The organism is Massilia sp. GER05, assembly GCF_052056005.1.
Lineage (GTDB): Bacteria > Pseudomonadota > Gammaproteobacteria > Burkholderiales > Burkholderiaceae_D > Telluria > Telluria orientalis.
This window is the reverse complement of sequence record NZ_CP178858.1, coordinates 975,461-986,740: the sequence shown is the minus strand read 5'-3', so window position 1 is coordinate 986,740 and position 11,280 is coordinate 975,461. Positions and strand designations below refer to the sequence as shown.

The 11,280-nt window shown below is 65.5% G+C and carries 13 protein-coding genes and 2 tRNA genes; 8 read left to right on the top strand and 7 right to left on the bottom strand.

Features of this window, described 5'->3' with window-relative positions; genetic code table 11:
• Positions 1-4 precede the first annotated feature (4 nt).
• A complete protein-coding gene (gene slmA, locus ACL58G_RS04345) occupies positions 5-583 on the bottom strand; it encodes a nucleoid occlusion factor SlmA (RefSeq protein WP_413336992.1) in 579 nt (192 codons plus the stop codon).
• A gap of 4 nt (positions 584-587) precedes the next feature.
• Positions 588-1,343, bottom strand: coding sequence for an HAD-IA family hydrolase (locus tag ACL58G_RS04340; protein WP_440967951.1), 756 nt, complete (start codon positions 1,341-1,343; stop codon positions 588-590).
• A 126-nt stretch (positions 1,344-1,469) separates the two neighbouring features.
• On the opposite strand from ACL58G_RS04340, the gene ACL58G_RS04335 reads away from it, so the two are divergent.
• The gene (locus tag ACL58G_RS04335) at positions 1,470-2,354 is read left to right on the top strand and encodes a TraB/GumN family protein (RefSeq protein WP_440965365.1); all 885 of its coding nucleotides are present in this window, start codon (positions 1,470-1,472) and stop codon (positions 2,352-2,354) included.
• Between the two features lie 340 nt (positions 2,355-2,694).
• Here ACL58G_RS04335 and ACL58G_RS04330 read toward each other — a convergent pair.
• From ACL58G_RS04330 to argB, 3 genes are all read right to left on the bottom strand, one after another.
• Positions 2,695-2,771 (bottom strand) — tRNA-Asp (locus ACL58G_RS04330).
• A 155-nt stretch (positions 2,772-2,926) separates the two neighbouring features.
• Positions 2,927-3,001: transfer RNA gene (locus ACL58G_RS04325), tRNA-Thr, on the bottom strand.
• A gap of 37 nt (positions 3,002-3,038) precedes the next feature.
• Positions 3,039-3,968, bottom strand: a complete 930-nt coding sequence (gene argB, locus ACL58G_RS04320; protein ID WP_413336994.1) for an acetylglutamate kinase — start codon at positions 3,966-3,968, stop codon at positions 3,039-3,041.
• Between the two features lie 136 nt (positions 3,969-4,104).
• Between argB and ACL58G_RS04315 the strand changes: the two genes are divergently transcribed.
• Positions 4,105-4,308: a cysteine-rich CWC family protein gene (locus tag ACL58G_RS04315; RefSeq protein WP_440965363.1), complete on the top strand. Its 204-nt coding sequence runs from the start codon at positions 4,105-4,107 to the stop codon at positions 4,306-4,308.
• 3 nt (positions 4,309-4,311) lie between these two features.
• Here the strand turns inward: ACL58G_RS04315 and ACL58G_RS04310 are convergent, their stop codons facing one another.
• Positions 4,312-5,430 (bottom strand): extracellular catalytic domain type 1 short-chain-length polyhydroxyalkanoate depolymerase, encoded by a 1,119-nt coding sequence (locus tag ACL58G_RS04310; RefSeq protein ID WP_440965361.1) that lies wholly within the window; start codon positions 5,428-5,430, stop codon positions 4,312-4,314.
• A gap of 269 nt (positions 5,431-5,699) precedes the next feature.
• On the opposite strand from ACL58G_RS04310, the gene ACL58G_RS04305 reads away from it, so the two are divergent.
• A complete protein-coding gene (locus ACL58G_RS04305; protein ID WP_413380788.1) occupies positions 5,700-5,909 on the top strand; it encodes a DUF1289 domain-containing protein in 210 nt (69 codons plus the stop codon).
• A gap of 93 nt (positions 5,910-6,002) precedes the next feature.
• The gene (locus tag ACL58G_RS04300; protein ID WP_440965359.1) at positions 6,003-6,962 is read left to right on the top strand and encodes an NAD(P)H-dependent flavin oxidoreductase; all 960 of its coding nucleotides are present in this window, start codon (positions 6,003-6,005) and stop codon (positions 6,960-6,962) included.
• Positions 6,963-7,083: 121 nt separating this feature from the next.
• On the opposite strand, the gene ACL58G_RS04295 is transcribed toward ACL58G_RS04300, so the two are convergent.
• Positions 7,084-7,665: a hypoxanthine-guanine phosphoribosyltransferase gene (locus tag ACL58G_RS04295; protein ID WP_413380786.1), complete on the bottom strand. Its 582-nt coding sequence runs from the start codon at positions 7,663-7,665 to the stop codon at positions 7,084-7,086.
• A 160-nt stretch (positions 7,666-7,825) separates the two neighbouring features.
• On the opposite strand from ACL58G_RS04295, the gene ACL58G_RS04290 reads away from it, so the two are divergent.
• From ACL58G_RS04290 to ACL58G_RS04275, 4 genes are read left to right on the top strand one after another with little or no spacing between them, the layout of a single operon-like run.
• Positions 7,826-9,652 carry an aminopeptidase P family protein gene (locus ACL58G_RS04290; RefSeq protein ID WP_440965356.1) on the top strand — a complete coding sequence of 609 codons (1,827 nt, stop codon included), beginning with the start codon at positions 7,826-7,828 and terminating at the stop codon, positions 9,650-9,652.
• A gap of 1 nt (position 9,653) precedes the next feature.
• Positions 9,654-9,914, top strand: coding sequence for a hypothetical protein (locus tag ACL58G_RS04285; RefSeq protein WP_258817532.1), 261 nt, complete (start codon positions 9,654-9,656; stop codon positions 9,912-9,914).
• A complete protein-coding gene (locus ACL58G_RS04280; protein WP_440965353.1) occupies positions 9,911-10,684 on the top strand; it encodes an MgtC/SapB family protein in 774 nt (257 codons plus the stop codon). The genes ACL58G_RS04285 and ACL58G_RS04280 overlap by 4 nt, the downstream gene beginning before the upstream one ends.
• 15 nt (positions 10,685-10,699) lie before the next feature.
• Positions 10,700-11,278 (top strand): DUF924 family protein, encoded by a 579-nt coding sequence (locus ACL58G_RS04275; protein ID WP_440965351.1) that lies wholly within the window; start codon positions 10,700-10,702, stop codon positions 11,276-11,278.
• Positions 11,279-11,280: the final 2 nt, after the last annotated feature.

Here is an 11,280-nt window from a genome sequence, read left to right as displayed (position 1 = left end):
GATATCAGGCGGCGAGGAGGAGGGCCAGCTGCAGCGGGCTGTTCTCGACAGGGTGCTGCTTGAAACCGCTCTTGGCGTAGCGGTGCCAGCGTCCCGTCACGTACGCGACGAGCATCCCGGCGCGCGCGGCCACGTCTTCCTCGCGGCCGTGGCCCTGCGTGCTGGCCACGCGCAGCGCCTGTTTGAACGCCAGCTCGACCTTGTCGTAGAACTGGTTCATGCGCAGGACCAGGCGGTCGTCCTCGCCGACGAGGGCATCGCCGATCAGCACGCGCGTCATGCCCGGATTGCTGGCGGAGAACGACAGCAGGATCTGCAGCATCGCATGCGCCTGCGCGACGCCATTGTCCTCGCGTTCGGCGACCTGGTTGAACAGGGTGAACACGGTGCCCTCGATGAATTCGATCAGGCCCTCGAACATCTGCGCCTTGCTGGCGAAATGGCGGTACAGGGCCGCTTCCGACACCGACAGCCGGGCGGCCAGCGCCGCCGTGGTGATCTTCTCGCCTTTCGGGTGTTCGAGCATGGCCGCCAGGGCCTGGAGGATCTGCTGCTTGCGTTGGCCCGGCTTGGTGCTTGCCATGTTGTTAGAGGTTCTCCGTGTGATGTCTGGGGGCGAGCCGGCGCAGGTGCGCGGGCAGCCGAAGAACGGATTTTACTTTGACATCGACGTAACCGGGGCGTTTGACCATCTTCGGCAGGGGGGCTTTGCCGATCGGATCGCTGTAGCGCAGGTATTGCGTGACCCAGGCCGTGCGCAGGCCGAGCTGCTTGGCGCGCTTGAGGTTGATGAGCGTGTCCTCGACGAGGATGCAGCGCCCCGCCGACACGCCGTGGCGCCGCAGCAGGCGGCGCAGCATCAGCTTCGATGGCTTGGGATGCAGCCGGCCGTGCACGCGCATGTCCTCGATCGAGACGTGGTGGGCGAACTGGCGCTGCAGGCCGATGTGGCGCACGACGCCCGTCGAATACGCGGTCGGCGCGTTCGTCAGCAGGATCTTGCGTCCCGGCAGGCGGCGCAGCAGGCGCTCCAGGCCGCGCTCGTAGCGCACCAGCTCGTGCAGGGCGCCGATGTCGTGCGTCTGGCGCAGGAAGTCGGCCGCGTCGACGCGGTGGTGGCGGATCATGCCCAGCAGCGTCGCGCCGTAGCGTTTCCAGTAGCCGACGCGGGCCGCGTCGACGGCTTCCTGGCTCGCGGGCGTGACGCCGTCGCCGAGCACGCGCGCGATGTACGTGTTCATGTTGGCGCTGATCGCCGGAAAGATCGCGTGCGATGCGTCGTGCAGCGTGTTGTCGAGGTCGAACAGCCAGACAGGTGAGGGGAGCTTGGACACGGTGTGAATGGAACGGACAAGGGAGTTCAGATTATATCGGCATGACGCAGCGCGTTTCTTCCTCTGATCCAGATCGCATGCCCGGCTGTCGGGCCGATCCAGAATGGGTCAAGGATGACTTCCGCGAGGATGCGTATGCGCCGCTTCTTCCACCTGATTCTGGTATGCCTGCTGGCCACGCCGCTGGCCCATGCGACCGACCGCGGTGCGCTGTTCCGGCTCACGCTGGACGGCCACGTGATGCATCTGTTCGGCACCTTGCACGTCGGCCTGCCGGACTTCTATCCACTCGAAGACCGCCTCACGGGCGCGCTGGCCGAGGCATCGACGCTGGCGCTCGAGATCGATCCCGACCAGCCGCGTGCCGACCTGCAGGACGCGGTGCGCACGTACGGCATGCTCGCGCCCGGCAATGCCGCCTACGACAGCCTGCCGCCCGGGCAGAGGCGGCGTCTCGACAGGCTGTTGCAGCAGGGGGGCCTCGACGCGTCGTCGATGTTGAGCTTCAAACCGGTGCTGCTGGCGACGATGCTGACTCTGGCCGAATATACGCGCCAGGGGTACCGGGCCGACCTGTCGAGCGATGCGTGGCTGGCCCGCCAGGCGCGCCGGCACCACGTCCGGGTGCTGGCGCTGGAATCGCTGGGCGGCCAATTGGCGCAGCTGGACCGCCTGCCGATGCCGGACCGCTGGCGGTTTCTGGAAGAGATGATGGACACGATCGAATCCGGCGCCCAGCGCACGGAGGCCCGGGAAGTCGTGCGGGCCTGGAGTACCGCGGACCGGCAGGCGCTCGACCGGATGGCGGAGCGGTGCGAGATGGACCGGAGCGTGTCAGGCCGCTTCGTGACCCAGGTGCTGCTGAAGGAGAGGAACGTCGGGCTGGCCGAGCGCCTGCTGCAATTGCTGCGTGCGGAAGACCGGACCGTGGCCGCGATCGGCGTGCTGCATTTATTGGGGACGGGGAGTGTGCCGGCTTTGCTTGAACAAAGCGGGGTGACGATCGAACGGGTCTATTAACAAAAAAGGGTCCGAAAAATCGGACCCTTTTTCTTAATTCTGGCGGAGCGGACGGGGCTCGCCCACGTTCCGCGGGCCGCGGTTTCGCTTGCAGGCGAAACCCTTCGAGCCCCAAACCGTGCCTCCCGCAGGGGAGGCACTCTGATAGAACGAAAAAGGGTCCGAAAAATCGGACCCTTTTTCTTAATTCTGGCGGAGCGGACGGGGCTCGCCCACGTTCCGCGGGCCGCGGTTTCGCTTGCAAGCGAAACCCTTCGAGCCCCAAACCGTGCCTCCCGCAGGGGAGGCACTCTGATAGAACGAAAAAGGGTCCGAAAAATCGGACCCTTTTTCTTAATTCTGGCGGAGCGGACGGGGCTCGAACCCGCGACCCCCGGCGTGACAGGCCGGTATTCTAACCAACTGAACTACCGCTCCAGCTTTTACTGCTCTCTCGCATCCTGACGCTTGTCATCGCGCCGCGAGTGTCCTGCATTCCTGCCGCGCAAACGCGCAGCGTGGACAAGATGCTTGTCTTATCCGTTACGTCAGGCATCGGGGATACCAAAACAGGCGGGAATCTGGACAAATCCTGGTGCCCTTGACGTGGATTGAACACGTGGCCTCTCCCTTACCAAGGGAGTGCTCTACCACTGAGCTACAAGGGCAGTGATTTTTGTGGCGCCATTCAAACGCCACAGAAATTCAGTGCGAGCGGATCATAGTGCCAAAAGCCTGTTCGGTCAAGACTTCCAGCAACAAAGAGTGCTCGATGCGGCCATCGATGATGTGCACGGTGTTCACGCCCGACTTGGCGGCGTCCAGCGCCGACGAGATTTTCGGCAGCATGCCGCCGGAAATCGTGCCGTCCGCGAACATCTCGTCGATCTCGCGTGCCGACAGGTCGGTGACCAGGTTGCCGCTCTTGTCCTGCACGCCGGCGATATTGGTCATCATGATCAGCTTTTCGGCTTTCAGGATTTCCGCGATCTTGCCGGCGACGACGTCGGCGTTGATGTTGTAGGCCTGGCCGTCCTGGCCGAAACCGATCGGCGAGATGATCGGGATGAAGGCGTCGTCCTGCAGCGCTTTCACGACGGCCGGATTGATCGCTTCGATTTCGCCGACGAAACCGATGTCGAGGAACTCGCCCGGCTTTTCCTTGTCCGGCATGGCCATCCTGCGTGCGCGGATCAGGCCGCCGTCCTTGCCGGTCAGGCCCACGGCCTGGCCGCCGTAGTGGTTGATCAGCATGACGATGTCCTGCTGGACTTCGCCGCCGAGCACCCACTCCACCACTTCCATGGTTTCTTCGTCGGTGATGCGCATGCCTTGCACGAAGGTGCCCTGCTTGCCGATTTTCTTCAGGGCGTTGTCGATCTGCGGACCGCCGCCGTGCACCACGACCGGATTCATGCCGACCAGCTTCAGCAGGATCACGTCGCGCGCGAAGCCGTGCTTCAGGCGCTCGTCGGTCATCGCGTTGCCGCCGTACTTGATGACGATCGTCTTGCCGTGGAAATTACGGATGTAGGGGAGCGCTTCGGCCAGGATCTGTGCCTTGATCTGCGGCGAGACCGCAGTCAGGTCGTTGTTCTGGTCGTCGCCCGTCAGATTGCTCAGCGTTGCGTTCATTGGGGGTCCGGAAAAGAATTTGCGAGATTTTACAGGCAATAGCCTACCGCAGTGGCCATTATAGAAGTTCTATGTTGTATTTTCCGGCACCGGCCGTTAAGGTGCATTACATCTGGATACACGATGTCACCTTTGCATGAGCACTTGTTCACAATGCGGCGCCGAATTCGGTTGCGCGATGGCGGATGGTACCGCTGGCGCACCGTGCTGGTGCACGAAGCTGCCGCCCGTGGTCCCGCTGCCGGTGCCCGGCGCAGCGGCCGGGTGCTGGTGTCCGGCCTGCCTCGAACAGCATATCGCGCAACGAACCGACAAGGCGCCGGGTACACCGGGTCAATAAGCGTCAGCGTGCCGTCCGGAAGAACCGCATCATTTCGCGGCTCGCGTTCGGGCCTTTGCCATCCGTATAGCTGCCGCGCGTATCGCCGCCCGACCAGGCGTGGCCGGAACCGTGGATCTCCCAGTGTTCCGCGTGGATGCTGCCGTCGGGCCGGCGGTGCACGGTGCGCGTATAGGCGTGGCCATCTGGCACGTTGCCCGGTTCGACGACGACGTCTTCCGATGGATGGCGCCGGCGCTGGTTGATCAGTTCGTGGCCGTTGGCCGGATGCACGGTCGTGTCGCGGTCGCCGTGGAACACGATGATCGGCAACGATTTACCCGGCTTGTGGCCGGTGCGGAAATCGCCCTTCATCGCGGCCATCGCCGACGGCAGGTCGTGCGCCGCCGCGAACGGCAGGCCGGAGTGGACACCGACGGCCGCGTACAGGTCCGGATACAGCGTGCCCATGATGGCCGCCATCGCGCCGCCCGCGGACAGGCCCGCGACGTAGACGTGTTTCGGATCGATCACGTAGCGCGCCATGATGTCCTGCGTGAGCCCGGCGATGATGGATGGCTCGCCCTGGCCGCGCTGCTGGTCCGCGGCGCTGAACCAGTTCCAGCAGCGTGTCGCGTTGGCCTGCTGCGACTGGGCCGGATAGGCGACGAGGCAGCCATATTCCTCGGCGAGGGCGTTCATGCCCGTGCCGAGCGCGAAGTCGTCGGGATGCTGCGAGCAGCCGTGCAGCATCACGAGCAGCGGCGCCGGCTGTCCGGCATACGTGCTCGGGATATATAGTTTGTAGTCGCGGGTGCCCGCGTCGTTCGAATAACTGGCGTCGATGAAATGGCCGGGCAGGCCGATCGCGGCCGCGCCGGTCGACAGCGGGGGCACATTGAACGGATTCGCACTCTGGCCCAGGCGCGACAGGTCGGCCAGCATGTCGGAAAAGGCGTCGTAGGTCGGATAATTCGAGGCCGGCGGCGTGATGGATTCCACGCTTTTGACCGCCGCGGTCTGCACGGCGGTGGCATTCTTGACGGATTCCCGGATGACGGTGCGGGCAACGGACGGACCGCGGCGCATCAGGGATCGGGTTGCAGCGCGCATTTGCGCCAGGAACTTGTGATTCAGGGACATCGGCACTCCTTGTGGGGTGTGTCGGCAATGCGCCGGCGCGTGGCTGAGGCATCGATCGAGGGTTCAGTCTTGATGGCAAAGCTTGCGCGAACCTTACAGATGGGGTAAGCGCAACGCGCAACGGAAGAGCCCCAGTCTACGCGGGTGGGCTCGTCGGTCAAGCGCGATTCGTCCCGGTAGGTTAATCTGCGCACCATGTGTCCTATATCCCAGACCAGTCAGCGCTCCAAGTGGCGCGACACAATACCGACAGTTGCACAGGCCGCAGCATGAACGAGACACGTCTTTTGCCGGAACAACAGACGCCCGTGCCGTCCCCATGCATCAATGTGTGCAAGATGTCGCCCGTGACGGGCCTGTGCGAGGGCTGCCTGCGCACCATCGACGAGATCGTCGCGTGGAGCCGCGCCGACGACGACACCAAGCGCGCCGTGTGGGCGGCGATCCGCCGGCGCGAAGAACAGATTCCGTTCGATTGATGCCGGCGCTGCAAATTTAGAGCTCGGAATCTAGCACGATCGTGCTTTTCTAATCCATAATCGACGGGTCCGATCAACTATCGCGAGAAACCCATGGCGCTGCCTCCCGTCCTGCAAAACCTGTCCCTCCCCGTCATCGCGTCGCCGATGTTCATCGCCAGCGGTCCCGCGCTGGTGGCCGCGCAGTGCAAGGCGGGCATCGTCGGTTCCTTTCCCGCGCTGAACGCGCGTCCGGCCGAGCTGCTCGACACGTGGCTGACGGACCTGCAGCGCGAGCTGGCGGATTACCAGGAATTGCACCCGGACCGGAAGGTGGGCCCGATCGCCGTCAACCAGATCGTGCACCAGTCGAACGACCGCCTGGAACACGACGTGGCCGTGTGCGTGAAGCACCAGGTGCCGATCATCATCTCGTCGCTGCGCGCGCCGCCGAAAGAGATGCTGGACGCCGTGCACGCCTATGGCGGCATCGTCATGCACGACGTGGTTTCGATCCGCCACGCGGAAAAGGCGCTGGAAGCGGGCGTCGACGGCCTGATCCTCGTCGCGGCCGGCGCCGGCGGCCATGCGGGCGCGCTGTCGCCGTTCGCGCTGGTCGGCGAAGTGCGCAAATTCTTCGACGGCCCGATCGCGCTGTCGGGTTCCATCGCGACGGGCGACGCCATCCTCGCCGCGCAGGCGATGGGCGCCGACTTCGCCTACATCGGCTCGCGCTGGCTGGCCACGCGCGAATCGAACGTCACCGACGCCTACCGCAGCGCGATCGTGGAATCGACGGCGGCCGACGTCGTCTACACGAATCTGTTCACGGGCGTGCACGGCAACTACCTGAAAAAATCGATCGTGGCGGCCGGGCTGGATCCGGACAACCTGCCGGTGTCGGACAAGAGCAAGATGAGTTTTGGTTCCGGCAGCGCCAAGGCGTGGCGCGATATCTGGGGCGCGGGGCAGGGCGTCGGGCTGATGGACGACGTGCCGACGGTCGCCGAGATGGTGGAGCGCCTGACGCAGCAGTATCAGGCGGCAAGGGAGCGGCTGGGGCTGAAGGGCTGAGTTAGCTTGAGCACGTCGCCCCTGCGAAGGCAGGGGGCCAAGTTTTACGCGCTACCGGTACGCATGCAAAATTGGATCCCCGCCTGCGCGGGGACGACGCTGATTGAGGGTACGTTGGTGCTTATCCCAGCACTTTATCCGCGTCGCGAATCACCCACAACCCCGGCAAATTGCGCCAATACCCGTGCGCGTCCATGCCGAAGCCGACGACGAACTGGTTCGGCACCGTCAGGCCGACGATGTCCGCCTGCACCGGTTTCACTTTACCGAGTTCCTTGTCCGCAAACACGGCCAGGATCACCTCGGCCGCGCCCATGTCCAGCAGGCGCTGCTTCACGTGGGCAAGCGTCTCGCCTTCGTCGAGGATGTCGTCGACGATGATGATCGTGCGGTCCTTGACGTCCTGGCGCGGGATGACTTTCCACACGACTTCGCCGCCACGGTCCAGGTCGCCGTAACGGGTGACGTGGATGTAGTCGAATTCGAGCGGGAACGTGAGTTGCGGGAGCAGGTTGCCGGTGAACACCACCGCGCCGCCCATGACGCCCAGCACCAGGGGAAATTCCCCCGTGTCGTCATTGTCGAAACGCTGGTTCAGCACTTCGGCGACGTTGCGTACGGCCGCCTGGACGGTGTCCGCGCTGACGATTTCCTCGGCATTGGCCAGCAGCGCGCGGGCGCGGTTGTAGTGAAAGTCTTGCATGATATTTCAGGGTCGGTTGCAGGATCGGATTGATCCCTGGGTGTGCGATTATCCGTCAGTTTGCGCTTGCGCGCGATTTCCGGCGGCGCGGGTCGGCGGTATGCTTCAGAGGGCGTATCATACCGGCTTGATAAACACATCACCCGACAACCGAGCCACCATGCCAGCACCTGACTCCACCCGTGTGCGCGCCGAGCGCCTCGAGAAGCTGCGCGCCGCGATGGCGCGCCACCAGGTCGATGCCTTCATCGTACCGTCCGCCGATCCGCACCTGTCCGAATACCTGCCCGGCCGCTGGAAGGGCCGCGAATGGCTGTCCGGGTTCACCGGGTCCGTCGGCACGTTCATCGCCACGCACGACTTCGCCGGCGTGTGGACGGACGGCCGCTACTACACGCAGGCCGAGAACGAACTGGCCGGCACGGCCATCCGGCTGATGAAGATCCCGTCCGGCGCGAGCCTGCTGCACATCGACTGGCTGGCCGACACCCTCGACGCAGGCCAGACCGTGGCCGTGGACGCGCGCGTGCTGGGCCTCGCCGTCGCGCGCCTGCTGGGCGATGCGCTGGCCGCCCGCGGTGTGAAACTGCGCACGGACCTCGACCTGCTGGACGAGATCTGGGATGACCGCCCGGGCCTGCCGCCCGAGCCGGTCTACGAACATGTGGCGCCCTTCGCGGTGCTCGATCGCGCCGATAAACTGCATGCGACGCGCAACGCGATGGCGAGGCTGGGCGCCGAACGTCACTTCATTTCCACGCTCGACGACATCGCCTACCTGTTCAACCTGCGCGGCGCCGACGTCAGCTTCAATCCCGTGTTTCTCGCGCACGCGCTCGTGGAAGCGATGGGCGCCACGTTGTTCGTCGCCGACGGCAAGATCGATGGAAGCCTGCGTGCGCGCCTGGAACAGGATGGTGTGCGCGTGGCGCCGTACGAGGGGGCGCGGCAGGCGCTGGCGGCGCTGCCGCCCGACAGCACGCTGCTGGTCGACCCGCGCCGCATCACGGCCGGCATGCGCGCAGCCGTGCCGGCGCACGTGCGCGTGGTGGAAGCCATCAACCCGACGACCCTGGCGAAATCGCGCAAGCTCGATGCCGAGATGGACCACGTGCGCGACACGATGGAACAGGACGGCGCCGCCCTGTGCGAATTTTTCGCATGGCTCGAGCAGACGCTGGCCGATCCGAACCGCACGCCGCTGAACGAAGTCCACATCGACGAGCGGATCACGGCGGCCCGCGCCCGCCGTCCGCACTTCGTCAGCCCCAGCTTCGGCACCATCGCCGGCTTCAATGCGAACGGCGCGATCATGCACTACCGTGCGTCCGAAGACGACTGCGCCGTGATCGAGGGCGACGGCCTGCTGCTGATCGACTCCGGTGGCCAGTACCTGGGCGGCACGACGGACATCACGCGCGTCGTCCCCGTCGGCACGCCGTCCGCCGCGCAAAAGCGCGACTTCACGCTGGTGCTGAAAGGGATGATCGCGCTGTCCGTCGCGCGCTTCCCGCGCGGGACGAAAGGGCCGATGCTCGATGCGCTCGCGCGCGCGCCGATCTGGGCGGCTGGAATCGATTACGGCCACGGCACCGGCCATGGCGTCGGCTACTTCCTCAACGTGCACGAGGGGCCGCAGGTGATCTCGCCGTCGGCGCCGCCGGAGCCGCATACGGCCATGGAACCGGGCATGATCACGTCGAACGAGCCGGGCATCTACCGCCCCGGCCAGTGGGGCATCCGCATCGAGAACCTCGTGCTGACGCGCGTGGTGGGCGATGGAGCCATTGATCCTCAAGGCGAATTCCTCGGCTTCGAGACCTTGACCCTGTGCCCCATCGACACGCGCTGCATCGACCTGGCGCTGATGCGCGGCGACGAGGTCGCGTGGCTCAACGACTACCACCGCAGCGTGCGCGCGCGCCTGCTGCCGCACGTGACCGGCGCCGCGCGCGACTGGCTCGAACTGCGTACCAAGGAGATCTGACATGGCAGGAGCACGTTCCACCCGCGCCAGTGCCGCCGTCGACCGGCTCAAGCGGCGCACCGGCGTGACGTCGTATTCGATGGCGCGCACCGGCGACGGCCTGTTCTTCCTGTCCGAAAAGCCGGGCGCGCCGCCGCTGTGCGCGCCGCTCGAGCTCGACGAGTTCGTGGCGTTCGTCAACGGCCTCGGTCCGCAAGAGGTCAAGCGCATCAGCAAGCACGACGTCGAATTCGAAAAACAGCTGGTCAGGAAAAAGCCTTGACGGCTCCCGCATCGAACGACCTGGCCCTCACGCTGCCGGAGCTGGTCGGCGCGTACTGGTCGCAGGCCGAACTGGCCACGAACGCGCTGATCCTCCTGAACCTGGCGGGTGCGCTGCTGCTGGGCCTCATGGTCGGCTACGAGCGTTCGTACCACGGCCGCGCGGCCGGCATGCGCACGTATGGCCTCGTGTGCATGGCGTCGTGCGCGCTGACGATCGTCGCCGGCTATCCGAGCCACTGGTTCGGCGGGCACGGGTCGTCCGTGGCACTGGTGGATCCCACGCGCGTGATCCAGGGCGTCGTGACGGGCATCGGTTTCCTCGGCGCCGGCGTCATCATGCGTTCGGGCTTCAACATCAGCGGCCTGACGACGGCGGCGTCGATCTGGTCGTCGTCCGTGATCGGCATCCTCGTGGGCCTCGGGTTCTACATGGCCGCGATGGGTCTCGCGTTCTTCTCCGCGATGATCATGATCTACCTGAACAAGGCCGTGGGCCTGCTGCCGTCGCGCCATGCGGTGGCCGTCACGCTGCACTTCAAGCCCGGCGTCTATCCGCAGGAAGAGACGCTGCGCCATGCGGCGCTGGAGCGCGGCTACGAGATCGCCGGCGGCTCGCTCACGATCTCCAGCGAGAAGGGCTGCCAGGAGTGGCATTTCGTCGCGCTGGAATTGCCCGGCAAGCCGGGCGCGCCGCTGTCGCTGCTGGCCAGCGAGCTGTGTACGTTCGAAGGCGTGGACGGCTTCCAGCTTTCGCACGCACGCAATTGATATGAAGGGACATGAATGACACCCCAGGACGTTCTCGATTTCTGGTTCGGCGCACCGGGCAGCCTTGACGCCGGAAAGCCGCGCCGCGAATGGTTCGTCAAGAAGGACGAATTCGATGCCGTCATCCGCGACCGCTTCGGCGCCGCCATCGAACAGGCGCTGGCCGGCGGCCTGCGCGAATGGGATGCGCAGGGACCGCAGGGCACCCTCGCACGCATCCTCGTGCTCGACCAGTTCACCCGCAACGCCCATCGCAACACGCCCCTGTCCTTCGCCGGCGATGCCCTGGCGCTGGCGGCCGCGAAATCTCTCGTCGACAGTGGCGCCGACCGCGAGCTGACCCCGCTGCAGCGCGCCTTCGCCTACATGCCGTTCGAGCACGCCGAGGACGCGTACATGCAGGAGTGCGCCGTCGAACTGTTCGGCGTGCTGGCGGCCGAACATCCGGGCTTCGACGAGATGCTCGATTACGCGCACCGCCACCGCGGCGTGATCGCGCGCTTCGGCCGCTTCCCGCACCGTAACGAGATCCTCGGGCGCGCGTCGACGCCGGAAGAAGTCGAATTCCTGCGCCAGCCGGGCTCCCGTTTCTAAGT

Excerpts from the sequence above, each read along its gene's own strand:
- ACL58G_RS04305 (WP_413380788.1), top strand. The coding sequence starts at position 5,700 with ATGAACGAGACACGTCTTTTGCCGGAACAACAGACGCCCGTGCCGTCC.
- ACL58G_RS04310 (WP_440965361.1), bottom strand. The coding sequence starts at position 5,430 with ATGTCCCTGAATCACAAGTTCCTGGCGCAAATGCGCGCTGCAACCCGA.
- ACL58G_RS04300 (WP_440965359.1), top strand. The coding sequence starts at position 6,003 with ATGGCGCTGCCTCCCGTCCTGCAAAACCTGTCCCTCCCCGTCATCGCG.
- ACL58G_RS04275 (WP_440965351.1), top strand. The coding sequence starts at position 10,700 with ATGACACCCCAGGACGTTCTCGATTTCTGGTTCGGCGCACCGGGCAGC.
- ACL58G_RS04315 (WP_440965363.1), top strand. The coding sequence starts at position 4,105 with ATGAGCACTTGTTCACAATGCGGCGCCGAATTCGGTTGCGCGATGGCG.
- ACL58G_RS04290 (WP_440965356.1), top strand. The coding sequence starts at position 7,826 with ATGCCAGCACCTGACTCCACCCGTGTGCGCGCCGAGCGCCTCGAGAAG.
- ACL58G_RS04285 (WP_258817532.1), top strand. The coding sequence starts at position 9,654 with ATGGCAGGAGCACGTTCCACCCGCGCCAGTGCCGCCGTCGACCGGCTC.
- ACL58G_RS04295 (WP_413380786.1), bottom strand. The coding sequence starts at position 7,665 with ATGCAAGACTTTCACTACAACCGCGCCCGCGCGCTGCTGGCCAATGCC.
- ACL58G_RS04335 (WP_440965365.1), top strand. The coding sequence starts at position 1,470 with ATGCGCCGCTTCTTCCACCTGATTCTGGTATGCCTGCTGGCCACGCCG.
- argB (WP_413336994.1), bottom strand. The coding sequence starts at position 3,968 with ATGAACGCAACGCTGAGCAATCTGACGGGCGACGACCAGAACAACGAC.
- slmA (WP_413336992.1), bottom strand. The coding sequence starts at position 583 with ATGGCAAGCACCAAGCCGGGCCAACGCAAGCAGCAGATCCTCCAGGCC.